This window comes from Buttiauxella sp. AC142, assembly GCF_979253435.1.
This window is the reverse complement of record NZ_CEEDCH010000001.1, coordinates 1,067,825-1,090,308: the sequence shown is the minus strand read 5'-3', so window position 1 is coordinate 1,090,308 and position 22,484 is coordinate 1,067,825. Positions and strand designations below refer to the sequence as shown.

Below are 22,484 nucleotides of genomic sequence, written 5' to 3'. Positions count from 1 at the left end.
TTTGTTTTCAAACGCGCCCATCAAAACGGCTCAAATCGTTACAGATTCCGTACATTAAATCAATTAAACAAATAAAAACCGCTACTCAACTCACAGTGAAAATAATTAAGAAAATAAAAACCATTAAGTCTATTTAAACCACTTAACCCTTTGTGAAATATATCAAAATTAAAAAATCAATTTATCCGTACGATCGTTAAATTCGCACAGCAGCCTTAACAATGTCGCGATGGGAATGATTGAAAACAAAATGTTATTCATTTGCGACAATCGGCAACACATTTATTTCAACAAATTTCCACCCACTCAATTATTCGCGTGGCAAAAGGATTTTCATGTTCAGTAATACCGTATTAGCCCGGGTTAAACGCGCAGAAAATAAAAAGATGGCTGAGATTACGCGTTTTCTCCGTGCCAACTCGCTGAGCATCGATACCACGGTAGAAATCTTTATTACCCTAACCCGTGACGAACAGCTTATTGCCTGCGGGGGAATTGCCGGAAATATCATTAAGTGTGTCGCCATCAGTGAATCTGCACGCGGTGAAGGTTTAGCCCTGACGCTCGCAACTGAATTAATCAATTTAGCCTTTGAGCGACAAAGTACCCATCTTTTCATCTACACCAAAAGTCACAACGAAGCGCTATTTAAACAGTGCGGCTTTTATACTCTCGCCAGCGTGCCTGGCGTCATGGTGCTGATGGAAAATAGCGCCACGCGCCTGCAACGTTACGCCAGTTACCTCACCACACTGCGCCATGACGGCAATAAAATCGGCTGCATCGTGATGAACGCCAACCCGTTCACTCTCGGCCACCGCTATCTGATTCAAAAAGCGGCCGCACAATGCGACTGGCTGCATGTATTTATGGTGAAAGAAGACACCTCGCGCTTCCCTTACGAAGACCGCCTCGCACTGGTGCGAGCTGGCACCGCCGACATCGCCAAAATCACCGTTCATCGTGGCTCGGAGTACATGATTTCTCGCGCCACTTTCCCCTGCTACTTCATCAAAGAGCAGAGCGTGATTAACCACTGCTACACCGAAATCGACTTACAGATTTTCCGCCAACACCTCGCTCCCGCATTGGGTATCACGCACCGATTTGTTGGCACCGAACCCTTCTGCAAAGTCACCGCCGGATACAACGCCGATATGTGCCAACGCCTGACCTCGCCAGCCGACAGCTCCCCGCCCATTGAACTGGTGGAAATTGAGCGCCTGCGCTATCGCGGCGTATCCATTTCCGCCTCCCTCGTGCGGCAATTGCTGGTGAAAAAAGATTTCGCAGCCATTGAGCACCTCGTCCCGGAAGCGACCCGAGAATATTTGCAAAACCTGCTTGCCACGCGATCAGAAAGCGCCGCTGACAGGCAACCGGAACCCGCATTACAAACAGGTGAAAAATGAAAATTACCCGCCCCGCCGTCGCCGGCACGCTTGAGTCGGGAGATGTGATGATTCGCATTATCCCGCTCGATACCCAGGAAATTGACCTGCAAATCAACAGCAGCGTTGAAAAGCAGTTTGGCGCCACGCTCCGCGCCACGCTGATGGAAATTCTCACGCGCTATGACGTGCGTGGCGTTCAACTGAACGTGGATGATAAAGGCGCGCTGGACTGCATTCTTCGCGCACGTCTTGAAACGTTACTGGTTCGTGCCAGCGACGTTGGTGCTCTGCCGTGGGAGGAATGCCAGTGATTGCCCCTATCGCCCAGCAGCGGAAAACCCGCACCCGCCGCAGCATGTTGTTCGTCCCCGGCGCGAATGCTGCCATGGTCAGCAACGCCTTTATCTACCGCGCCGACGCGCTGATGTTTGATCTCGAAGACTCGGTGATTTTGCGCGAGAAAGACGCAGCGCGCCGTCTCGTCTACCACGCCCTACAGCACCCGCTGTATCAGGAAATCGAAACCATCGTACGCGTTAACGCGCTGGACTCTGAATACGGTCTGGCTGACCTGGAAGCGGTCGTGCGCGGTGGTGCCGATATTGTTCGTCTGCCGAAAACCGACTCTGCTCAGGATGTTATCGACATCGAAACTGAAATTGCGCGCATTGAAACCCAGTGCGGTCGCGAAGCCGGTAGCACAGGTCTGCTGGCGGCAATTGAATCCGCACAGGGCATTACGCAGGCGGTGGCCATTGCCCATTCCTCGCCCCGGCTTATCGGTATTGCGTTAGGCGCAGAAGACTATGTGCGCAACCTGCGCACCGAACGTTCACCTGAGGGCGTTGAACTGCTGTTCGCTCGCTGTTCAATCCTTCAGGCGGCGCGCGCAGCAGGGATTCAGGCGTTCGATACCGTCTATTCCGATGCCAATAACGAAGCCGGATTTTTACATGAAGCGGCCCACATCAAACAGTTGGGATTTGACGGCAAATCACTGATCAACCCGCGCCAGATTGAGCTACTGCACAACCTTTATGCCCCGACTCGCAAAGAAGTTGACCATGCACAACGCGTCGTGGAAGCCGCCGAAGCCTCAGCTCGCGAAGGGCGCGGCGTGGTTTCGCTCAACGGCAAAATGGTAGACAGCCCGGTAATCGAACGGGCGCGTCTGGTACTCGCCCGGGCAGCGCTTTCTGGCCTTCGTGAAGAATAAGGAATCACAATGACTCACACTCAACGACAGGAACGCCTCAACGCCTGGCAACGCCGCAGCGACAGCGATATCCAGGCTTTCCAGAACGCGTCCAAACTAAACCAGCAAACGCAAAAACCACGCGACAAAAAACTGTGCACCTCGCTTGATGAAGCCATTCGCCGTTCCGGGCTACACGACGGGATGACCATCTCCTTTCACCACGCGTTTCGCGGCGGCGATCTGACGCTGAACACAGTGATGGAAGCTATCGGCCGGATGGGCTTTAAAAATCTGACGCTGGCTTCCAGCTCGTTAAGCGACTGCCATGCGCCGCTGGTCGAGCATATCCGCAACAACGTCGTCAGCCGTATTTACACCTCCGGGCTGCGAGGCGAGCTTGCTGAAGAGATCTCTCGCGGATTGTTGGCCGAACCGGTGCAAATCCACTCCCACGGTGGCCGCGTGCAACTGATCAAAAGCGGCGAGCTGAAAATTGACGTCGCATTTCTCGGTGTTCCTTCCTGCGATCCCTTCGGTAACGCCAACGGCTACACCGGCAAAGCCTGCTGCGGCTCGCTGGGTTACGCGAAAGTAGACGCAGAAAATGCCCGCCAGGTGGTTTTGCTGACCGAAGCCCTGCAGCCCTACCCGCACAATCCCGCCAGCATCCCGCAGGATCATGTGGATTTGATCGTTCAGATCGACCGCGTCGGCGATGCCGACAAGATCGGCGCAGACGCCACCCGCATGACCTCCAATCCTCGCGAGTTGTTGATTGCCCGAAGTGCGGCCGATGTGGTGGTTAACTCCGGTTATTTCAAAGAAGGCTTTTCCCTGCAAACCGGCACCGGCGGCGCATCCCTTGCCGTCACCCGTTTTCTGGAAGACAAAATGCGCAGCCGTGGCATTCACGCGGCTTACGCGCTGGGGGGCATCACCTCCACAATGGTTGATCTGCATGAAAAAGGGTTAATCAAAAAGTTACTCGACGTGCAGAGCTTTGACCGCATCGCAGCCGAATCGCTGGCGCACAACCCGAACCACATCGAAATTAGCGCCAACCAGTATGCCAACTGGGGTTCGAAAGGTGCATCTGTAGACCGACTGGATGTCGTCGTGCTCAGCGCGCTGGAAGTGGACACGCGTTTTAACGTCAACGTGCTGACCGGTTCGGACGGCGTGCTACGCGGCGCCTCCGGCGGCCACTGCGACACTGCCGTGGCCGCCGCGCTGTCGATTATCGTCGCGCCGCTGGTTCGTGGACGCATTCCTACTCTGGTAGATGAAGTGACAACCTGCGTTACGCCTGGCTCAAGCGTCGATATTCTGGTCACAGACCACGGTATCGCCGTCAACCCGGCGCGCCCGGAACTGGCGGAAACCCTCAAAGAAGCGGGAATGAAAGTCGTCTCCATCGAATGGTTACGCGAACGCGCCGGACTCCTCACCGGAAAACCGCAGCCGATTGAATTTACCGACCGCGTGATTGCGGTGGTGCGCTACCGCGACGGCTCGGTTATCGACGTCGTTCGCCAGGTAAAGGAGTAAACGATGCCGCTGTATCTTACCTCTGCAACCCACGCCGTTGTTACGGTGCCGGAAATCATCGCCAGCCGTGATGCACGCCAGACCCGCCAACAGTCCTGGCTGGAACGCCATGGTGTAACGCTGGTTTCGTTTACCATCGTTGCGCCTGGGCCTGTAAAAGACACAGAACTGACGCGACGTATCTTTAATCATGGTCTTAGGGAGTTACGCCACCTGGCAGAGCTTTCCGGCTGGGAAATCAAAAAACAGACTTGCCTGCCTTTAGCCACCGGGCCGGAAGGATTACTGGCAATAGATGCGCCAGCCATGAGTGTGAAACTGGCGACCATCGGGCTTGAGCAGTCGCACCCGCTGGGCAGGCTTTGGGATCTGGATGTGCTCACTGCGCACGGGCAAATTCTTTCGCGTAGCGACTTTGACCAGCCGCCACGCGATTGCCTGATTTGCCAGCGTAATGCCAGCCTGTGTGCTCGGGAGCAAACCCACTCGCTTTCTGAGCTGCACACCCGCATGGAGGCACTGTTAGATGCTGCCGAAAACGCTGCCCACGCTTGATGCCGATATCGTCGCGGGCTGCTGTGACCTCGCATGGCGCGCGATGCTGACTGAAGTCAACCTCTCCCCAAAACCAGGCCTGGTCGACAGCTTTAACTGCGGGGCGCACAAAGACATGGCGCTGGAGGATTTTCATCGCAGCGCCGAAGCCATCCGCCACTGGTTGCCGCGTTTTATGGCGTCAGGTGCCCGTCACGCCAACTGTCCAGCACATGAAGCGCTCGCGGACCTGCGCGTGATTGGCATGGGTTGTGAAGCCGATATGTTCCGCGCAACGGCTGGCGTCAACACCCATAAAGGCACCATTTTTTCCCTGGGATTGCTGTGTGCCGCCATCGGGCGCTTGTATCAGCAGCGGCAGGTTATTTCGCCAGAAGCTGTCGGTAAAACCGTCGCTAATTATTGCCAGGGTTTAACCGGTCGCGAACTGCAAAATGGCAACGCCCAACACACCGCCGGGCAACGCCTTTACCGCCAGATGGGGCTAACAGGGGCACGCGGAGAAGCCGAAGCGGGCTATCCGCTGGTGCTCACACTCGCCCTTCCCCATTACCGCACACGCCTGGCGGCAGGAAGTGACCCCGAACTCGCGTTGCTCGACACTTTGCTGGTGCTGATGTCTGTCAACAACGACACCAACGTCGCCTCGCGCGGCGGAAGTGCTGGCCTTCAATGGTTGCAACAACACGCCCAAACACTGTTACGCCGGGGTGGTATTCGTCAACCCGCCGATCTGAGCCACCTGCACGAATTTAACCAGCAATGTATCGAACGCAATCTCAGCCCTGGCGGCAGCGCAGATCTGCTGATCGTCACCCATTTTTTAAGCGAACTAATGCCTTACACACTCAACACAAATTAATAAAAATCCTTACTGGAGAATCAGTTATGTCTGTTTCAAAAGATAAAATATGGAAGTTACTGGCCCCGCTAGTGGTGATGGCCGTGATGCTGCTTATTCCAGTGCCCGACGGCATGCCTCCGCAGGCGTGGCACTACTTTGCAATCTTTGTCGCCATGATTGTCGGCATGATTCTGGAGCCGATTCCAGCAACGGCAATTAGCTTTATCGCCGTGACGATTTGCGTCATCGGCAGCGATTACCTGCTGTTCGACGCTAAAGAACTGGCAGACCCTGCATTCGACGCCGGAAAACAGGCGCTGAAATGGGGGCTGGCAGGCTTCTCAAGCACCACGGTCTGGCTGGTATTCGGGGCGTTTATCTTCGCGCTGGGTTATGAAGTCACCGGGCTGGGTCGCCGTATCGCGCTGTTTATGGTGAAATTTATGGGCAAGCGGACGCTGACGCTCGGCTACGCGATTGTCATCATCGACGTGCTGCTGGCACCGTTTACCCCGTCAAACACCGCACGAACCGGCGGCACCGTATTCCCGGTAATCAAAAACCTGCCGCCGCTGTTCCAGTCCTTCCCAAACGATCCTTCATCGCGCCGCATCGGGAGTTACCTGATGTGGATGATGGTGATCAGTACCAGTCTTAGCTCCTCGATGTTTATCACCGGGGCAGCACCTAACGTGCTGGGGTTGGAGTTCGTCAGCAAAATTGCCGGTATCCAGATAAGCTGGATGCAGTGGTTTTTAAGTTTCCTGCCCGTGGGAATCATCTTGCTGATTGTCGCCCCATGGCTTTCTTATGTGCTGTATAAACCAGAAGTGACGCACAGCGCGGAGGTGTCTGGCTGGGCCAGCAGCGCATTAAAAGAGATGGGCGCGTTAACACGCAAAGAGATGATTTTAATCTGTTTAGTGTTACTGAGCCTCGGGTTATGGGTGTTCGGCGGTGAAATCATTGATGCCACCGCGGTGGGTTTACTGGCGGTGTCGCTGATGCTGGCGCTGCACGTCGTGCCGTGGAAAGACATCACCAAATATCACAGTGCCTGGAACACGCTAGTGAACCTCGCCACGCTGGTTGTAATGGCAAGCGGCCTGAGCCGGTCTGGTTTCATCGACTGGTTTGCCAATACCATGAGCTCTCACCTTGAAGGATTCTCGCCTAACGCCACGGTGATCGTGCTGGTTCTGGTGTTCTACTTTGCGCACTATCTGTTCGCCAGCCTTTCGGCCCACACGGCTACTATGCTGCCGATGATCCTCGCCGTAGGTAAAGGTATTCCGGGCGTACCCATGGAGCACTTGTGCATCCTTCTGGTGCTGTCCATCGGCATAATGGGCTGCCTGACGCCTTATGCCACCGGCCCTGGCGTGATTATCTATGGCTGCGGTTATGTGAAATCCAAAGATTACTGGCGATTAGGTGCCATTTTTGGCGTGATCTATATCAGCCTGTTGTTGTGCGTCGGCTGGCCGATTCTGGCCCTCTGGAGCTAACGGTCAGTCATTCTGGAAACAAGCGTCTCTGTGAGGCGCTTTTTTTATGGTTAAATATGATGACTTCTGGAAGCCCGAGCGAGAAAACGCATGAAAATGACGTGGCAAAACACGCTAATTCTGACCTCTTTACTGTCCACCAGCTCCCTGCTGCAAGCGCAGCCGCTGACCGCCAGGCAATATGGCGATTTTGATCGTTATGTCCTGGCGCTATCCTGGCAAACGGGCTTTTGCCAAAGCATGCATGAACGCAATCGCAATGAGCCTGCCGAGTGTAAAACGCAGCAAGAACAAAATGATAAACGTGCCTTTTTGACGGTGCATGGTCTGTGGCCTGGTTTGCCAAAGTCAGTGGCAGCAAGGGGTGTAGATGAAAAGCGCTGGATGCGTTACGGCTGCTCTACACGCCCGGTTCCTAACATGGCCGAGGTACGCGGCTCGCAAAAATGCCAGGCACCTGCGCCTGCATTAACCCCAGATATCGCCAGCCAGCTCGCCGGAGTCATGCCGGGCGCAGGCGGCCAGTCATGCCTGGATCGTTATGAATTTGCCAAACATGGCGTCTGTTTTGGCTTCAACCCTAATGCCTATTTCGGCACCATGGTGCGCCTGAATAGTGAATTTAAACAAAGCGCTTTTGGAAACTTTTTGGCTGAAAACTACGGCAAAATCGTGACGCGAAAAGCCTTCAATAAAGCGCTGGAAAAAAGCTGGGGAGACGATGCGGTAAAAGCGGTAAAACTAACCTGCAACGGGAATCCGGCTTACCTGACTGAAATGCAAATCTCTCTGGATGCAGCAAAAATTAACGGCCCTTTAAACGAAGATTCATTCGCTAAACAGAAAAACCCGGGCAACTGCGCGAAGCAATTCCGCCTGGATGCGGTAGGTTATTAATCACCAAAGCGGTGGATGACGCCTGCGGCTTATCCACCCTACAAAACTCACTGGTCTCTTTCGTAGTTCGGATAAGCGCCAGCGCTATCCGACATTCAAGAATGCTCCGCCTCCCATTCCTCCACCATTTCATCCGTCACTTCTTTTTTGTAGCAAATCGGAGAATAACCGCCCTCTTTGCTCCATGCGCTACGGCCTCCGCACTGGCGACCATTTCTCATGCTGTTGTAAGGGCAAGGGCAATTGCCGGGATAGTCTTCTATTGAAGCGTCGATAATTTGCTGTTTGATGTCGTCTTTGTTTTGGCTGGCATTGACGGAAGTCACCATGCCAAATGCCATAACTACAGCCATGATCAAACCAAAAAATGCATTCCATTTCATGCAAGATGATCCTTGAAAATAAGATTTTATGTTCGATTCCGGACAAAATCTTACACCTCTATTTTTCCCTGATTCCGATCAATCTCACAAAATCAATAACTTAACATTAAGTTTAGCGTCGATGAATAATGACGTAATGGTACCAACAAACACTGAACACAAAAAATAATCAGTTCACTATTAGTTCCGGGTTTGCCAGCCTATGCTGGGTCTATCCAATACGGAGGTGCTTATGAACACGACAAAACGTTTTTTAATGCAGTTAAAAACGCAGTTCGAACGCGAAGACCAGGCGCACAAATTGTTAGGTTTGATTTGGCTTTCACCACAGCAACGTTATGAAATTTTGAAAGAAATTATGTTGCCGGTCGCGGCGAAATGAAAATAACTGAACGGCGGGTAAAACTGATTTACCCGCCGTATGACGCTAGCCTTTCAGAAACTCCAGCAAATCCGCATTGACCCGGTCTTTCTCCGTGGTGCAAATACCGTGCGAACCGCCTTCATAAACCTTGAAGATAGAGTCTGGCAATGTCGCCGCCGTGACCTTGCCGCAGGTCTCAAACGGCACTATTTGATCGTCATCACCATGAATCACCAGCGTCGGGATGGTCATTTTCTTTAAATCTTCGCGCAGGTCGGTTTCAGAAAACGCTTTAATGCAGTCGTAAAGCGCTTTAATCCCGCCCTGCATGCCTTGTTCTACAAAACTCTCTCTGACCCCTTCCGAGATTTCTGCCCCTGAACGATTGTAACCGTAAAACGGCAGCGTCAGCTCTTTGAAGAAATCTGCGCGGTTGGCACGCACGCCTTCACGGATACCATCAAAAACGTCAATGGGCACCCCGTTGGGATTAAAATCGGTTTTCACCATAATCGGCGGAACGGCGCTGATCAAAACCGCTTTCGCCACGCGACTCGTACCGTGACGCCCAATGTAACGCGCAACTTCACCGCCGCCGGTTGAATGCCCGACATGAATCGCATCTTTCAAATTTAAGTGCGCCGTCAGTTCGGCCAGGTCGTCAGCATATTGATCCATATGATTACCGTCCCAGGTTTGCGACGAGCGACCATGCCCGCGCCGGTCATGAGCGATGACCCGAAATCCTTTCTGCCCAAGGAAAAACATCTGATCTTCAAACGCATCCGCCGTTAATGGCCAGCCGTGGCTGAATACTACCGGTTGCCCTTCTCCCCAATCCTTAAAATAAAGAGAACTGCCGTCCTTTAACTTGAGTTTGTCGAAATGGCTCATGATAACTCCTGTTCAGGTGATGGTCGTACGATGTGCCCAATTGAAAGGTGCATATACAGCGTAATTCAATTTTCTCACCAGGCAGGTTTATTTACGGTCAGCAATTGTTCTACTGCGGCTTGTGAGGGTTTATTTCGATAGTTTGACCTTGCTCCCAAAATGTTAATAAACATGAGGTAGTCCATTCCCGACAGCGTCATGTTACCGATATCATGTTACCGGTATCAGCAATCTGGTGAATTATGCTTAAAGCCTTTTTCACTTATAAAGTCGGCGCAGAGGAAAACATATGACCGAACTTACAGCCCATTACGGTGCAGGAACCCTGCTAGGGATCGCAGCCTGTGCAGTTCTACTCCTGCTTCTTCTCATCATGCGCTTCAAGGTGCATGCATTCTTAGCATTAACACTGGTGAGCGTTGTCGTAGCCCTGGTCACTGGCGTGCCATTCGACAAAATTGTCCCGACTATTTTGGGCGGTTTTGGTAGCACGCTGGCGGGCGTTGCACTGCTGGTTGGCCTCGGAGCAATGATTGGCCGTCTGCTGGAAATTTCCGGCGGCGCAAAAGTACTGGCTGACACGCTGGTCGGTAAATTTGGTTCGCACCGCGCTCCGTTGGCGCTTGGCGTGGCCTCATTGCTGTTTGGCTTCCCTATCTTCTTCGATGCGGGTCTGGTCGTCATGCTGCCGATTATCTTCAGCGTGGCAAAACAGTTTGGTGGTTCCACGCTTAAATATGCGCTGCCTGCTGCGGGTGCGTTTGCCGTCATGCACGCCTTGCTGCCACCGCATCCGGGTCCGGTTGCTGCCAGTGAATTACTGGGTGCAAACATCGGCCTGCTGGTGATTGTCGGTCTGGTGATCGCGCTCCCAACCTGGTATCTCGGTGCTTACCTGTTTGGCCTGTACGCGGGTAAAAAATTCGAAGTTCCTCTGCCTTCTTCTTTCCTCGGAAGCGTTGAAGCCGATCCTAACCACCAGCCGCCAGCGTTTGGTACCGTTTTATCCATCCTGATGCTGCCACTGGTTCTGATCTTCCTCGATACCGGCCTGAACACCGCGACCGTGCTCGGTTGGGTAACTGCCGATAACACCGTGGTTCAGTTCCTGCGTATGTTAGGTAAAACCCCTATCGCCTTGCTGATTACCGTGTTCTTCGCCCTGGCAGTGTTTAGCGGCCGCCATAGCCGTCAGCATCTGGAAAAAGTGTGTGATGGCGCGCTTGGCCCAATCTGCGGCATCATTCTGGTAACCGGTGCGGGTGGTATGTTCGGCGGCGTTCTGCGTGCAAGCGGCATTGGCGATGCGCTGGCAGGTATTTTGTCTGATACCGGTATGCCGGTGATTGTTGCCGCATTCGTTATCTCTACCGCTCTGCGTGTGGCACAAGGTTCGGCAACGGTTGCGCTGACCACCACTGCGGCACTGATTTCCCCGATGGTCGCAGCAACTCCTGGCCTTAGCCAGTTCGACCTGTGCTTTATCGTGGTGGCGATTGCCGGCGGTGCAACCGTGTTGTCTCACGTGAACGACTCCGGTTTCTGGCTGGTCGGCCGTTTCCTTGAAATGGACGAGAAAACCACGCTGAAGACCTGGACCGTGATGGAAACGCTTATCGGGACTATCGCCTTCCTGTTCGCTTTGGTCGGCAGCATTATTCTGTAAACGGTAGTTTGTGACTGATGTCACTTTAAACTATGGGCTAAGCTAAGTATCATCACTACAGACCAAACCCTCACTCTTACCGGTGAGGGTTTTCTTTTGTAAGGTCCTCATCAGGCATATGACTGCCTGCTATTTACACGGAGAGAAACGAGAATTATGTCCAGACCAGCCATTATCATTAATGAACTCGATGCCGAGCGTATTGACCGTTTGCTGGAGCAGCCACAATTTGCCAACCAGCCGGTAGCAACCGTGCTGAATGCCGAACTGGACAGAGCGGAAATGCGTAAGCCTGAAGATATTCCGGCTGATGTTGTGACGATGAACAGCCGCGTGAAATTCCGCGATTTGTCCTCGAAAGAAGAGCATGTGCGCACACTGGTTTACCCGGCAAACCTGACAGACAGCGATAACCAGCTTTCAGTGATGGCGCCCGTTGGAGCAGCGCTTTTGGGTTTACGTGCCGGTGCGACAATTAACTGGACGTTGCCAAACGGCAACCAGACACATCTCGAAGTGCTAGAGGTGCAGTACCAGCCAGAAGCGGCGGGTGAATATCACCGTTAAGTTCCTTTTAGCCCAAGACTAAACCCGAATAATTCGAGTTGCGGCAAGGGAGCGAATCCCCAGGAGCTTACACAAGTAAGTGACTGGGGTTTGCGAGTGTAGCCAACACTGCTGCAACTTGAAGTATGACGGGTTTACGCGGAGTCTCGCTGAACCAACTCCCCTGAAATAATAATCTTCTGCGACGGTAACGTCGGCTCTTTAATCTTGTTCACAATCAGCGTTGCGGCTTGTCTTCCCGCTTCTTCACTGGATGCCGAAACATAGGTAAACCGTGGCGAAGTAAGATTAATGTTCATCATGTCTTCAAAACCAATCAACGAAACCTGCTGCGTCAAAAACACATCTTTGCCAACCGTTCGCCCAACCTGCGCAATCCCATTCAGGCAGCCAATAATGGCCGAAGGAGAATGGCACAACATGGCGGTGATTTTGCTGTTGTTCTCAAGCAACTGGCGCGTTAAACGGGCCGCCGCTTCCGTATCATTTTCACAAACTGGCGCCCACTCTTCACGGAATGGTAAATCGTACTGCGCCAGCGCGTTGCGATAACCGAGCAAGCGCTCCTCGCGCATGAGATTTGCCGCCGTACCGCCCAGATAAGCGATATTGCGGTGGCCGCGGTCGATCAGATAGCGCGTCGCCTGGTTCCCGGCCTGTCGATTGTCTCGCCCAATCACGTCGCGATGGCTGCTCACCGTGGACTCCGCGATAATCACCGTCGGCAACGGGCATTCAGAAATAAGTGACGGAATCGAGGCTAAACGGTGGTTGGCATCCAGGTAAATCACCCCAGCCACACCTTGTTGCGTGAACGACGTTAAGCATTGCTGTAGCTGTTGAGTGTCATCCTGCGGATGGCCGAGAAACACCATATAACCTTGTTTCTCAAGGTAATGAACCACACTCGCCATCACATTAACGCAGAAAGAATCGTTAAAATCGCGGATGATCAGGCCGATGAGATTGGAGGTGCTGGAACGCAGATTCGCCGCCGCGACGTTATGAACATAGCCAAGCTGTTTAATCGCCGCATTGACCTTTTCGATAGTCGCCTCGGAGATCTTCCCTTTTTGGCGCAGCACTAAAGAAACGGTGGAGACAGAAACTCCAGCCAGTTGTGCTACATCAATAATATTGACCTTTTTCATCCCGTTCCTTTGCACCAAATATCCTTGTTATCAATACCATAAAGCCGCCCATAAACATATCGGCGGCTTGAAGGATGACGGGGAAATTATTTGCCAATCATTGTGGACATCGTCTGTGCGATAAACTGCGCTCGAGCACCAAATATCACCTGAATACCCGAATCACCGACAAACACCACGCCGCGCGCACCGAGACTATTCAGGCCGTCTTTATCGACATGCTCGCTTTTTTCCACTTCCAGACGCAGACGTGTGATGCAAGAACCGACGGAGTTAATGTTCTCCGCGCCCCCCAGCAGGCCGATAATATCCCCCGCCAGTTCGGTGTCCGTTTTGTCATTCGCGTTAGCGGTAACATCCGCACGGCCCGGCGTTTTCACGTCGAAACGGCGAATCACGTAGCGGAATGTGAAGTAGTAAATCAACGCCATTGGGATACCGACAATCACAGCCGACAGGAAGTTAGTCTGATAACCGTTGAACGAAGGCAAAATACCAAAGGAAATGTAGTCAATCATCCCTGCGGAGAACGACTTGGCGATATGCGCATGCAGCAAATACATACACATATAAGACAGCCCGGCCATAATCGCGTTGAACACATACAGAATTGGCGCAACGAAGATAAAGGTAAATTCTACCGGTTCGGTGATGCCCGTCAGGAAACAGGTCAGCGCCGCAGAGAACAAAATACCGGAGGCAATTTTCTTATTTTTGGTGTTCGCTTCATGGTACATCGCCAGACATGCCGCCGGCAGCGCGAACAACATCAACGGGAACTCACCTTGCATGAATTTACCGGCGTTGTGGTAGCTATCGCTGCTAAAGGATTTCACACCCTCCTCCAACATTTTGAACCAGATTGTCTGATCGCCGTGAATGACCTGGCCTGCGTTTGTGGTGTATTCACCAAACGAATACCAGAATGACGGATACCAGATATGGTGCAAACCCAGCGGGATCAGCGCGCGTTCAACCAGCCCAAAGATAAACGTGGAAAGTGCCTGATTGTCTCCGTTGACAATTACCGACAGCGAATCAATCCCCGACTGAATGTATGACCAGACCCACGGCAGCGCCATACCCAGTAGGAACGACAAGAATGCGGTCGCAATAGCCACAAAGCGCTTACCCGAGAAGAAGCCGAGGAATTCAGGCAACTGCATGGTGTGGAATTTGTTGTAGCACCACGCCGCCAGAATGCCGGAAATCAGGCCGCCAAATACGCCCATCTGCAAGGTCGGAATACCGACCACCATGGCGTATTTTCCACCCGCCGCCGCCATTTCCGGCGTGATGTGTAAAACAGTGCCAATAGTCACGTTAATGATAAACACCGACACCGCCGCCGAAAGCGCAGCAATACCAGATTCCGCCGCCAGACCGACCGCCGAACCAATGGCAAACAGCATCGGCAGGTTGTCGAAAATCACCCCGCCCGCGTTCATCATTAACGGTAAATGGAATTTATCGCCAAAGGCCAGCAACAGACCCGCAGCCGGTAGCAATGAGATAGGCAACATTAATGCACGGCCTATCATCGACAACTTAGATAACGATTTTGTAATGCTGGATAACAAACTCATAGACAATCCCCCGGTGTTGACGCCGCTATCGCGTTTTCTGAATTTACGCGTTTTTATGCTAGGTAGAACGTTCTACTATAACGTTCTACCTATACTGGCGAAACGTTTTTTGTCCGGCAACTAAAATCTGAGTTGTAGCCATACTGTTATCGAATATTTGAAGTTGCGCAGGTTTTAACCTGCGCAGTTGTGGGGATTTAGCGAAGATTTTTACGCAGAACGAAAATTAAAAATGCCATCAACAAGCCCGGCAGCCAGACCCACTGTATTTCTGACCAGATGACGGCCTGCCCGCTCGGCTGGAGATAGCGTGAAAGCGCAAAAGGTGCGACACGAATCACCTGCCAGGGGGCAAAAAAGCGTTCATCTGACCACGGCCACAACCAGCCAACACCTTTGCCACCGGTCGTTACCGAGTCCAGCAAGCTATGCGAAAGCAGCGAAACGGTCAGGAATAACCAGACACGCAAAATGCCCGCCCGGAACCAGCGATAACCGAATAAACACAGCAAAGGCACCACGAACGCAAACAATAATGAATGAGTGAAACCTCGATGCCCAAAAGCATTGCCATATGCCACCCCAAATTTGAACGCCAGTACGTCGGCATCAGGCAACATCGACAGCACAATACCGCCGAGCAACAAACGAGGTGGAATAATTTTTTTGCCAAACCCCAATCCTAAACAAATGGGAACGGCTGCGTGGGTAATTATGGTTGGCATAAGTTGCGTAGGTTTGTGAGTGAGAAATGGAGAATAGATCAGATTTGCCAAAAAGAAACGGCCCGTGAAGGGCCGGTTTCGGTGAGAAATTACGCTTGAACCGTAATGCTCAGACTTTCAAAAACTACCGTCTGACCTGCAACGATTTTGCAGCGTTTGCGGGTTTCAACAACACCGTCAACTTTCACCAGACCTTCGGCAATCACCGCTTTCGCCTGTGCGCCGCTTTCACACCAGCCTTCCAGCTTCAGCAGATCGCATAATTCAACGTGTGGGTGTTTACCTAATGAGAAGGTCGTCATATTACTCTCCATCGACATCATGATATTCCTCGCAAGCCTGCAAGGTATTCTGGATAAGAGTGGCGACGGTCATTGGGCCAACGCCACCCGGAACCGGCGTAATATACGAGGCTTTGACGGCGGCTTCATCATAATTTACGTCGCCAACCACCTTGCCGCTCTCCAGACGGTTAATACCGACGTCCACGACAATCGCCCCTTCCTTGATCCACTCACCCGGAATAAAGCCAGGTTTGCCAACCGCGACGATGACTAAATCGGCGTTCTCGACGTGTTGACGCAGGTTTTTGGTGAAGCGGTGCGTGACGGTTGTAGTGCAACCCGCCAGTAGCAGTTCCATGCTCATCGGGCGACCGACAATGTTGGATGCGCCAATCACCACGGCGTTCAGGCCGTAAGTATCAATGCCGTAACGCTCAAGCAGCGTCACGATACCGCGCGGCGTACAAGGACGCAGACGCGGCGCACGCTGGCACAGGCGGCCTACGTTGTACGGATGGAAACCATCCACGTCTTTATCCGGGTCAATACGCTCCAGCACTTTTACGTTGTCGATACCCGCAGGCAACGGCAGCTGCACCAGAATGCCGTCGATTTCGTTATCCGCGTTAAGCGTATCAATCAATTCCAGAAGTTCTGCTTCGGAGGTGGAATCCGGCAAATCGTAAGAGCGGGAAATAAAGCCCACTTCTTCACAAGCCTTACGTTTGCTACCCACATAAATTTGCGATGCAGGGTTCTCGCCAACCAGTACAACAGCGAGTCCAGGAGCACGTTTTCCAGCGGCAATTCGGGCTTTTACTTTTTCAGCAACTTCAAGCCGTACCTGCTGCGCAATCGTTTTACCGTCAATAATCTTTGCTGCCATCAGTCAGAGGATTCCGTCTGTAATCAAAAAGGAGGGGGATTGTTTCTATTTTGTCAGAAGCCAGGCCCGCTGTCAGGCATTGTTAAGCCTTTATGCTCAAATGTCCGGCAGGTGATTGAAAAGCCATTGACTCAAAAGGTACTGACCGTATAATCCGAGTCCGCAATGCTTCCGAAAGGAATACAGTGCGCCCTTAGCTCAGTTGGATAGAGCAACGGCCTTCTAAGCCGTAGGTCACAGGTTCGAGCCCTGTAGGGCGTACCATTTCGATTCGAAGAGAAAAGACGCCCGAAGGCGTCTTTTTTTATGTCTGAAATTCACAGCAACAATTATTGCGCCCCAATCCTCAACAACCCGTTAATTGCTTGTTCAAGATAGCTGCGCGGGCACCCCAGATTGATACGGATAAAACCAGAACCATAAGGGCCAAATCCGCTGCCCATGGAAGGCGCGATTCCGGCGATATCAGTCATGACATGTTTTAATTGTTCATCGTCTAACCCCAGCGCCCGGCAATCAATCCATACCAAATATGTGCCTTGCGCAGGAACAATCCGCAACCATGGCAAATCACGTTCTACCCTTGAAACAAACCAGTCACGGTTAGCGGCCAGATAAGCCAGTAATTCATCAAGCCATTGTTCTGCCCCGTTATATGCCGCAGTTGCCGCCTCCATTGACAGCGCATTAAATACATCCAGACCATGGGCATTTAAACGATCAACAAATTGTCCTTTTAAACCTGAATTGGGAATCAGGAAATTTGAAATCCGCAGCGATGAAAGGCCAAAGGTTTTACTGGCAGATGTGGCTGCAATCACTCTTGAATGCCAGCGAGCGTCAAGATGCAAAACGGAGGTAAACGTTGAGCCAGGTAATAGCAAATCAGCCCAAATCTCGTCTGAAAGCACCATGACATCGTACTTTTCGCACAATGCCAAAAGCTGGGTTAGCTCTTCTTTACTCCAGCAACGCCCAGTAGGATTGTGGGGATTGCACAAAATAAACAGTGGCGGGCGATATTCACTAAAAAGCATTTCAAGCTGCGCGAGATCCATCACATATCCCGCTTCCAAATCTTCTTGCAGCGGGTTTTCGAGTAGCTTTCGCTGATTGAGCTGGATTATTTTGGCAAACGATCCGTAATACGGCCCCTGAACAACGACGTTGTCCCCCACCTGACTCAGCATCTGCACTAGCAGCGAAAGCCCAGGCACCACGCCTTCAATACTGCAAATCCATTCAGGTTTAATCGTAAGTTGGTGGCGGCGCTCAAACCAGCCGGTCAGCGCCGAGTAGTATTTTTCGTCCCGTTCGCTGTAACCAAACACACCGTGGTCAACACGTTTGTGGAGTGCTTCCAGTACATTAGGTGGGCATGCAAAATCGTAATCAGAAACCCACATCGGGAGTAAGTTTTCAGTGTCCATATTCTGATAACGGTCGATAAAATCCCATTTTACCGAGCCGGTCGCATGGCGGTTAATTACCTGGTCAAAGTTTGTTTTCATCGTGCGACTCCCTGCTCAGAACTCTCTACTGGCGCGGTTGCCAGAACCGGTGCTTTTGCGATTCCAAATCCGGTAAAACCGTAAATCAGCGCAAAGAAAATGGCGGAGTAGCACTGAACAGCCCACGGTAAAAAATCCAGAGTGCTCACGCCAAGCGTGGATGCCATATAGACACCAGCCGCTGTCCACGGAATCAGTGGTTCAATAACGGTGCCGGCATCCTCGATGGTACGGGACAAGTTTTTGGTATCTAACCCCATGCGGCGATAGGCATCTTGATAAAGCTCAGCAGGAACCAACAGCGCCAGTTTGCCGTCGCTCGTTGCCGCTGTAACCAGAATCGTCGTGCCGATAGTGGCCGCGATCAGTTGCCCTACACTATGAATCACCGTCAATAAGCGGTTGATAATAATGGTGAGTGCGCCCGTGAGCGTGAGCGCTCCGGCAAAAGAGAAGGCACAGAAAACCAGCAAGATTGTGCTCATCATCGAGAACAAACCACCGCGATTCAGCAGACGTGGGACATCCGCGATAATCCCGTCAGTCCCTTGCGGGAACATGCTGATGTTAAAGCCGTCCATAAACGCATCCAGCCCTTGCTTCAGGCTTAAACCCTGCAACAAGATGCCCAAAATAATGGCTAAGACACAGGCAATCAGCATCAATGGGATCACTGGCTTTTTGCTGATAGCCCCCCAAAGCACAATAATCGGCGGCAAAATCAAGACGATATTGAAATTATAGAGGCCATCTAACGCGCTGATGATATCTGTTACACGCTGCGGAGTGGCAACTTCACCCATCATGCTGCTGTGTCCTGCCACAAGGTAAACAATCGTGGCCAGAATGAAACTCGGGATGGTGGTGTACATCAAATGCTGGATATGCTCGAACAGCGTCGTATCCGCAACAATCGCTGCAAAGTTGGTTGAGTCTGAAAGTGGAGATATTTTATCTCCGAAGTAGGCACCGGAAACGACGGCACCTGCGGCAGCAGCCAGCGGAACATCAAGCCCTGCAGCAACCCCCATCAGCGCCACCCCTACCGTTCCGGCCGATCCCCATGACGTTCCGGTACACACTGAAACCACGCTTGTCAGGAAAAACGCCGCAATCAGAATGTATTGGGGACTTATCAGTTTAAGCCCCCAATACACCATATAAGGAATGGTGCCACTGAACATCCAGGTGCTGATAAGCCCACCGACGCAAATCAAAATCATAATGACGGGCATCGCTTTAGCCAGTTTTGCCACGATGGACGTAATCACATCGTCCCAGCTGTATCCCTGCCACCAGGCAAGACCTGCGGCAATGGCCGCAGAACAAAGCAGCAGCGGTTCAATGCGTAAGCCCATCACGCCGTAGCCGACGATAAGCAAACCCAGCATCATGACGATGGGGAGCAAAGCCAGTCCAAAAGAGAGCGTTTTTTTATCGCTGTGTCGTTCATTCGCTTTCATGATTGTGTTCCAGGTATTGTTGGTACGCTCAGAATAGGGGGAACAGTGCGAGGCAAATGTGACGGGCGGGATGCTGCCATGTAACCGCATACATGGCATATGAAATTACGACATACATCACAAAAATGCCGTTGACGATCTGATTTCACTTTCGATTCTTAATCACTGAATCTCGTTCGATAAGTTCGGCATCAAAGCGTAATGAGCGCGGCGGCGGCGTATGTTGCTGATACAACTGAATAGCGAGCAGTGCCGCACGCCGGGCCATCCGTTCAATGGGATAGTGCATGGTGGTTAACGCCGGGAACAGGTAACGCGCAAGAACGACATCATCAAACCCCACCAGCGACAATTGCTCAGGGAGCTTAATCCCACGCTGATGAAGGGCGCGCATCATACCGGCCGCCATCACATCATTGAAGGTAAATGCCGCAGTAAAAGGAACACCACTGTCGAGCAACTTTCGCGCGGCGCTTTCCCCGCCCTCTTCGTTAAACGGCACGCTAATAATCCAACTTTTCTCAGGCGTAATTCCATATTCAGCCAGCGCTGAACGATAACCGTCCAGACGCTGCCGCCGATCATCAATCGGTAAATCGGAGGTAATACAGGCAATGCAACGATGACCATTTTCCAGCAAATGCCGCGTCGCTTTGTGCGCAGCACTTTGGTTATCGAGCCATACACAGCGTGGCGCTATCGAAGGAATGTAGCGGTTAACAATAATCATGGCCGGGGTATGAGCGCTGTAGCGAATCAAATCTTGATCGGGCAAACGGGTGGCGTGAACAACAATGGCTTCGCACCCCTGGTTAATCAAAAAGTCTAATCCAGACTTTTCAAGCTCTGCCTGATGCCCGCCACTGCACACCATTAAGCGAAAACCCTGATGACGGGCAATTTCTTCAACACCTCTGGCAAGCCTTGCAAAGAATGGGTCGGCAAGATTGCCGGTTAACAAACCCAGCATGTTGCCGCTGCGTTTGGCGAGAGCCAACGCCGCAGCATTGCGCCGATAGTTCAGCTCACGCATCGCTTTTTCCACACGTTCCTGCGTAACAGGTTCAACGTATGAAGTTTGATTAATTACTCGGGATACCGTCGCCGTTGACACACCCGCCAACAGCGCCACCTCTTTCATTGTCGCCATATATTCACTGTATTGAGATGAGGAACGTAAATTCTTCGTGAACAACAACCCAGAACCACGCCGAGCATATCACTAAACTGGACTACCTTTATCAGATGTACCAGGGCAGAACGTGGGCGATTTCGCTGAGTTTCCCTTTTAATGGATGATGAAAAATGACTGATTCACTCCACCTTCCTCAAACATTCCCGATGCCTGAGATCCCAGGCGTGACCGTCCCACATGGTGGCCTGCATTTTCTGCAACCTGAGTTACTGCTGGATTTTATCAGCGTATCCGAACAGCCTCTGGCCTCTGTCACACCGGTTGCCGTCCTCTACTCCACGGTTGGCGTGCGCCAGTGCATCGATCTGCGAAAAATCCCTGTCGCCATCAAAGGGCGAATTGTCTATCCCGTCAATTCTCTGAGCATGCCAAGTTTGCGCGCAAGGCTCATCATCAATGGGCCATTTAAGAAGCTGAAATTTCAAGGGACATTGATAGCAGCGACCGGAGAGCCTTCGGTGCAAAATATGACTCTCCTTGGCCTGGCACTGGAATTCACGACCGTTTAACTCAAAAACACCTGGCTATTGTCTGCCACAAATAACGCGTTCTATGGTACAAAGTACCAGCCATTTATTTACCATTTTCAGGGACGCGCATGCCTGTTTCCATCGACATTATCTCCTGTATCACTGACCGTTTTGTGGAACTGACCGCCACAGAAAAACGTATCGCGCAGTTCATTCTTGATGACGTGCAATCCGCCGCAACCTTGCCCATTGCCCAGATGGCAAGACTTACCGAGACCAGCCAGGCGTCGATTACTCGCTTTGCGCGCGCGATTGGCTGTAAGGATGTGCGTGAACTGAAGGTGAAACTGGCCCAGTCGCTGGCGGTTGGGCAACGCTTTATTCTCGATGTACCAGACCTCGAAGGCGTGCAGGGGATTTATGAAACTATCATTAATGTGCTGGATATTAACCGTCGCGCACTCAATCCTGAGTCGCTGAAAAAAGCAGTGGAATGGTTGAGCAATTCCCGGCAGATCCTCGCCATAGGCATGGGCGGCGGGTCAACGATTTGCGCCCAGGAAGTCCAATTTCGCTTGTTTCGACTCGGCCTGCCTGTTGTCAGCCAGAGCGATGGTTTGCTGGTGAGAATGATGTGTTCTGCCGTGGTCCCAGGCGATGCCGTGCTGGCGCTTTCACTGGGGGGTTATACGCCAGAAATTATTGAAAGCGCGGCGATTGCCCGCCAGTACGGGGCAAAGGTTATCGCCATCACGCCCGCTGAAACACCGCTCGCACAAACGGCCGATATCGTGCTGCCCCTGATTGTGCGCGAAAACGACTACATCTTTAAGCCGAGCACCTCGCGCTACGCGATGTTAGCGATGGTTGATGTGTTGGCAACGGAGCTGGCGATGGCGAATAAAAACCAGGCCAAAGACCGCCTGCGCCGTATTAAGCTTGCGCTCAATAGCCACCGGGGTGGCGTGGACAGGCAGCCGTTGGGGGATTAAGCCCGATCGGCCCGATAACAGGTCAAATCCACTTCCACTTTGCAATCAACAACCAAATCCGCCACGCAACAAACGCGTGCTGGCGGATGGTCAGAAAAAAATTCAGCGAACACTTTGTTAAACGACTGGAAATAACGCGCATCCGTCAGGAAAACTTTTACGTGAACCACATCGGCCAGGATGTAACCCGCGTCCTGCATGATGTCGACACAGTTCTGAATCGCCAGGCGCGACTGCTCGATAATCCCGCCTTCGACAACTTCGCCATCTTTCATCGGCGTCTGGCCGGATACATACAGCCAACCGCCCGCCTCTACGGCTTTCGCAAAAGGCAGTTTCTGCCCGCCCGTCCCGGTACTGCCACCGACTCCATAACGTTTAATGCTCATTGTTGCTCCTTAAT

At 52.1% G+C, this 22,484-nt stretch carries 24 protein-coding genes and 1 tRNA gene; 14 read left to right on the top strand and 11 right to left on the bottom strand.

The features are described 5' to 3' along the window. The first annotated feature begins 335 nt into the window (after nt 1–335). The 8 genes from citC to rna all read left to right on the top strand — a co-directional run bounded on the left by citC (nt 336) and on the right by rna (nt 7,944). Nucleotides 336–1,412 (top strand): [citrate (pro-3S)-lyase] ligase, encoded by a 1,077-nt coding sequence (citC, locus tag AC0IWZ_RS04930; protein WP_034493959.1) that lies wholly within the window; start codon nt 336–338, stop codon nt 1,410–1,412. Next, complete coding sequence (gene citD, locus AC0IWZ_RS04925) at nt 1,409–1,705, top strand: citrate lyase acyl carrier protein (protein WP_471677978.1); 297 nt, start codon at nt 1,409–1,411, stop codon at nt 1,703–1,705. The genes citC and citD overlap by 4 nt, the downstream gene beginning before the upstream one ends. Continuing rightward, nucleotides 1,702–2,610, top strand: a complete 909-nt coding sequence (citE, locus tag AC0IWZ_RS04920) for a citrate (pro-3S)-lyase subunit beta (RefSeq protein ID WP_156104858.1) — start codon at nt 1,702–1,704, stop codon at nt 2,608–2,610. Before citD ends, citE begins: the two co-directional genes overlap by 4 nt. A gap of 9 nt (nt 2,611–2,619) precedes the next feature. Beyond that, nucleotides 2,620–4,140, top strand: coding sequence for a citrate lyase subunit alpha (gene citF, locus AC0IWZ_RS04915; RefSeq protein WP_471677980.1), 1,521 nt, complete (start codon nt 2,620–2,622; stop codon nt 4,138–4,140). A 3-nt stretch (nt 4,141–4,143) separates the two neighbouring features. After that, entirely contained in the window at nt 4,144–4,695 is a 552-nt protein-coding gene (gene citX / locus AC0IWZ_RS04910; protein ID WP_034493951.1) for a citrate lyase holo-[acyl-carrier protein] synthase, read from the top strand. After that, nucleotides 4,667–5,557, top strand: coding sequence for a triphosphoribosyl-dephospho-CoA synthase CitG (gene citG / locus AC0IWZ_RS04905; RefSeq protein WP_471677982.1), 891 nt, complete (start codon nt 4,667–4,669; stop codon nt 5,555–5,557). The genes citX and citG overlap by 29 nt, the downstream gene beginning before the upstream one ends. Before the next feature lie 26 nt (nt 5,558–5,583). Next, a complete protein-coding gene (locus AC0IWZ_RS04900) occupies nt 5,584–7,047 on the top strand; it encodes an anion permease (protein WP_034493949.1) in 1,464 nt (487 codons plus the stop codon). 96 nt (nt 7,048–7,143) lie between these two features. Further along, nucleotides 7,144–7,944, top strand: a complete 801-nt coding sequence (rna, locus tag AC0IWZ_RS04895; protein WP_034494568.1) for a ribonuclease I — start codon at nt 7,144–7,146, stop codon at nt 7,942–7,944. Between the two features lie 95 nt (nt 7,945–8,039). Here rna and AC0IWZ_RS04890 read toward each other — a convergent pair whose 3' ends face one another. Continuing rightward, nucleotides 8,040–8,285, bottom strand: a complete 246-nt coding sequence (locus AC0IWZ_RS04890) for a hypothetical protein (protein WP_471679085.1) — start codon at nt 8,283–8,285, stop codon at nt 8,040–8,042. Between the two features lie 274 nt (nt 8,286–8,559). Between AC0IWZ_RS04890 and AC0IWZ_RS04885 the strand changes: the two genes are divergently transcribed. Then, nucleotides 8,560–8,709, top strand: a complete 150-nt coding sequence (locus tag AC0IWZ_RS04885; protein ID WP_167333330.1) for a hypothetical protein — start codon at nt 8,560–8,562, stop codon at nt 8,707–8,709. Nucleotides 8,710–8,754: 45 nt separating this feature from the next. Here the strand turns inward: AC0IWZ_RS04885 and AC0IWZ_RS04880 are convergent, their stop codons facing one another. After that, nucleotides 8,755–9,585, bottom strand: a complete 831-nt coding sequence (locus tag AC0IWZ_RS04880; protein ID WP_034493942.1) for an alpha/beta fold hydrolase — start codon at nt 9,583–9,585, stop codon at nt 8,755–8,757. 289 nt (nt 9,586–9,874) lie between these two features. Between AC0IWZ_RS04880 and AC0IWZ_RS04875 the strand changes: the two genes are divergently transcribed. Together AC0IWZ_RS04875 and rnk are read left to right on the top strand one after the other, a co-directional pair. Then, entirely contained in the window at nt 9,875–11,251 is a 1,377-nt protein-coding gene (locus tag AC0IWZ_RS04875) for a GntP family permease (protein WP_034493941.1), read from the top strand. 156 nt (nt 11,252–11,407) lie between these two features. Next, complete coding sequence (gene rnk, locus AC0IWZ_RS04870; RefSeq protein ID WP_034493939.1) at nt 11,408–11,818, top strand: nucleoside diphosphate kinase regulator; 411 nt, start codon at nt 11,408–11,410, stop codon at nt 11,816–11,818. A gap of 134 nt (nt 11,819–11,952) precedes the next feature. Here rnk and malI read toward each other — a convergent pair whose 3' ends face one another. The 5 genes from malI to folD all read right to left on the bottom strand — a co-directional run bounded on the left by malI (nt 11,953) and on the right by folD (nt 16,450). Continuing rightward, nucleotides 11,953–12,969 (bottom strand): Mal regulon transcriptional regulator MalI, encoded by a 1,017-nt coding sequence (malI, locus tag AC0IWZ_RS04865; protein WP_471677984.1) that lies wholly within the window; start codon nt 12,967–12,969, stop codon nt 11,953–11,955. Between the two features lie 86 nt (nt 12,970–13,055). Beyond that, nucleotides 13,056–14,555, bottom strand: a complete 1,500-nt coding sequence (locus tag AC0IWZ_RS04860) for a PTS transporter subunit EIIC (RefSeq protein ID WP_034493934.1) — start codon at nt 14,553–14,555, stop codon at nt 13,056–13,058. 197 nt (nt 14,556–14,752) lie between these two features. Continuing rightward, nucleotides 14,753–15,280 (bottom strand): metal-dependent hydrolase, encoded by a 528-nt coding sequence (locus AC0IWZ_RS04855; RefSeq protein ID WP_471677986.1) that lies wholly within the window; start codon nt 15,278–15,280, stop codon nt 14,753–14,755. Between the two features lie 89 nt (nt 15,281–15,369). Next, nucleotides 15,370–15,582, bottom strand: a complete 213-nt coding sequence (gene ybcJ / locus AC0IWZ_RS04850; protein WP_034493931.1) for a ribosome-associated protein YbcJ — start codon at nt 15,580–15,582, stop codon at nt 15,370–15,372. A 1-nt stretch (nt 15,583) separates the two neighbouring features. Continuing rightward, complete coding sequence (gene folD / locus AC0IWZ_RS04845) at nt 15,584–16,450, bottom strand: bifunctional methylenetetrahydrofolate dehydrogenase/methenyltetrahydrofolate cyclohydrolase FolD (protein ID WP_034493929.1); 867 nt, start codon at nt 16,448–16,450, stop codon at nt 15,584–15,586. A gap of 187 nt (nt 16,451–16,637) precedes the next feature. Here folD and AC0IWZ_RS04840 point away from each other — a divergent pair. Continuing rightward, a tRNA-Arg gene (locus AC0IWZ_RS04840) sits at nt 16,638–16,714 on the top strand. 65 nt (nt 16,715–16,779) lie between these two features. Here AC0IWZ_RS04840 and AC0IWZ_RS04835 read toward each other — a convergent pair. The 3 genes from AC0IWZ_RS04835 to AC0IWZ_RS04825 form a co-directional block, all read right to left on the bottom strand. Continuing rightward, nucleotides 16,780–17,961 (bottom strand): MalY/PatB family protein, encoded by a 1,182-nt coding sequence (locus AC0IWZ_RS04835; protein ID WP_471677988.1) that lies wholly within the window; start codon nt 17,959–17,961, stop codon nt 16,780–16,782. Then, nucleotides 17,958–19,424 (bottom strand): Na+/H+ antiporter NhaC, encoded by a 1,467-nt coding sequence (nhaC, locus tag AC0IWZ_RS04830; RefSeq protein WP_034493926.1) that lies wholly within the window; start codon nt 19,422–19,424, stop codon nt 17,958–17,960. The genes AC0IWZ_RS04835 and nhaC overlap by 4 nt, the downstream gene beginning before the upstream one ends. Before the next feature lie 145 nt (nt 19,425–19,569). After that, nucleotides 19,570–20,574, bottom strand: a complete 1,005-nt coding sequence (locus tag AC0IWZ_RS04825) for a LacI family DNA-binding transcriptional regulator (protein WP_034493924.1) — start codon at nt 20,572–20,574, stop codon at nt 19,570–19,572. Nucleotides 20,575–20,729: 155 nt separating this feature from the next. On the opposite strand from AC0IWZ_RS04825, the gene AC0IWZ_RS04820 reads away from it, so the two are divergent. Both AC0IWZ_RS04820 and AC0IWZ_RS04815 read left to right on the top strand, forming a co-directional pair. Next, nucleotides 20,730–21,128, top strand: a complete 399-nt coding sequence (locus AC0IWZ_RS04820) for a hypothetical protein (protein ID WP_034493922.1) — start codon at nt 20,730–20,732, stop codon at nt 21,126–21,128. An 89-nt stretch (nt 21,129–21,217) separates the two neighbouring features. Beyond that, entirely contained in the window at nt 21,218–22,081 is an 864-nt protein-coding gene (locus AC0IWZ_RS04815; protein WP_471677990.1) for a MurR/RpiR family transcriptional regulator, read from the top strand. Here AC0IWZ_RS04815 and AC0IWZ_RS04810 read toward each other — a convergent pair. Then, a complete protein-coding gene (locus AC0IWZ_RS04810; protein WP_471677993.1) occupies nt 22,078–22,470 on the bottom strand; it encodes a RidA family protein in 393 nt (130 codons plus the stop codon). The two genes, AC0IWZ_RS04815 and AC0IWZ_RS04810, sit on opposite strands and share 4 nt — an antisense overlap. Nucleotides 22,471–22,484: the final 14 nt, after the last annotated feature.

What these genes read in the sequence shown, in the direction of transcription:
- citC (WP_034493959.1), top strand. Translation starts at nt 336, where the DNA reads ATGTTCAGTAATACCGTATTAGCCCGGGTTAAACGCGCAGAAAATAAA.
- citD (WP_471677978.1), top strand. Translation starts at nt 1,409, where the DNA reads ATGAAAATTACCCGCCCCGCCGTCGCCGGCACGCTTGAGTCGGGAGAT.
- citF (WP_471677980.1), top strand. Translation starts at nt 2,620, where the DNA reads ATGACTCACACTCAACGACAGGAACGCCTCAACGCCTGGCAACGCCGC.
- citX (WP_034493951.1), top strand. Translation starts at nt 4,144, where the DNA reads ATGCCGCTGTATCTTACCTCTGCAACCCACGCCGTTGTTACGGTGCCG.
- citG (WP_471677982.1), top strand. Translation starts at nt 4,667, where the DNA reads ATGCTGCCGAAAACGCTGCCCACGCTTGATGCCGATATCGTCGCGGGC.
- AC0IWZ_RS04900 (WP_034493949.1), top strand. Translation starts at nt 5,584, where the DNA reads ATGTCTGTTTCAAAAGATAAAATATGGAAGTTACTGGCCCCGCTAGTG.
- rna (WP_034494568.1), top strand. Translation starts at nt 7,144, where the DNA reads ATGACGTGGCAAAACACGCTAATTCTGACCTCTTTACTGTCCACCAGC.
- AC0IWZ_RS04890 (WP_471679085.1), bottom strand. Translation starts at nt 8,285, where the DNA reads ATGGCATTTGGCATGGTGACTTCCGTCAATGCCAGCCAAAACAAAGAC.
- AC0IWZ_RS04885 (WP_167333330.1), top strand. Translation starts at nt 8,560, where the DNA reads ATGAACACGACAAAACGTTTTTTAATGCAGTTAAAAACGCAGTTCGAA.
- AC0IWZ_RS04880 (WP_034493942.1), bottom strand. Translation starts at nt 9,585, where the DNA reads ATGAGCCATTTCGACAAACTCAAGTTAAAGGACGGCAGTTCTCTTTAT.
- AC0IWZ_RS04875 (WP_034493941.1), top strand. Translation starts at nt 9,875, where the DNA reads ATGACCGAACTTACAGCCCATTACGGTGCAGGAACCCTGCTAGGGATC.
- rnk (WP_034493939.1), top strand. Translation starts at nt 11,408, where the DNA reads ATGTCCAGACCAGCCATTATCATTAATGAACTCGATGCCGAGCGTATT.
- malI (WP_471677984.1), bottom strand. Translation starts at nt 12,969, where the DNA reads ATGAAAAAGGTCAATATTATTGATGTAGCACAACTGGCTGGAGTTTCT.
- AC0IWZ_RS04860 (WP_034493934.1), bottom strand. Translation starts at nt 14,555, where the DNA reads ATGAGTTTGTTATCCAGCATTACAAAATCGTTATCTAAGTTGTCGATG.
- AC0IWZ_RS04855 (WP_471677986.1), bottom strand. Translation starts at nt 15,280, where the DNA reads ATGCCAACCATAATTACCCACGCAGCCGTTCCCATTTGTTTAGGATTG.
- ybcJ (WP_034493931.1), bottom strand. Translation starts at nt 15,582, where the DNA reads ATGACGACCTTCTCATTAGGTAAACACCCACACGTTGAATTATGCGAT.
- folD (WP_034493929.1), bottom strand. Translation starts at nt 16,450, where the DNA reads ATGGCAGCAAAGATTATTGACGGTAAAACGATTGCGCAGCAGGTACGG.
- AC0IWZ_RS04835 (WP_471677988.1), bottom strand. Translation starts at nt 17,961, where the DNA reads ATGAAAACAAACTTTGACCAGGTAATTAACCGCCATGCGACCGGCTCG.
- nhaC (WP_034493926.1), bottom strand. Translation starts at nt 19,424, where the DNA reads ATGAAAGCGAATGAACGACACAGCGATAAAAAAACGCTCTCTTTTGGA.
- AC0IWZ_RS04825 (WP_034493924.1), bottom strand. Translation starts at nt 20,574, where the DNA reads ATGGCGACAATGAAAGAGGTGGCGCTGTTGGCGGGTGTGTCAACGGCG.
- AC0IWZ_RS04820 (WP_034493922.1), top strand. Translation starts at nt 20,730, where the DNA reads ATGACTGATTCACTCCACCTTCCTCAAACATTCCCGATGCCTGAGATC.
- AC0IWZ_RS04815 (WP_471677990.1), top strand. Translation starts at nt 21,218, where the DNA reads ATGCCTGTTTCCATCGACATTATCTCCTGTATCACTGACCGTTTTGTG.
- AC0IWZ_RS04810 (WP_471677993.1), bottom strand. Translation starts at nt 22,470, where the DNA reads ATGAGCATTAAACGTTATGGAGTCGGTGGCAGTACCGGGACGGGCGGG.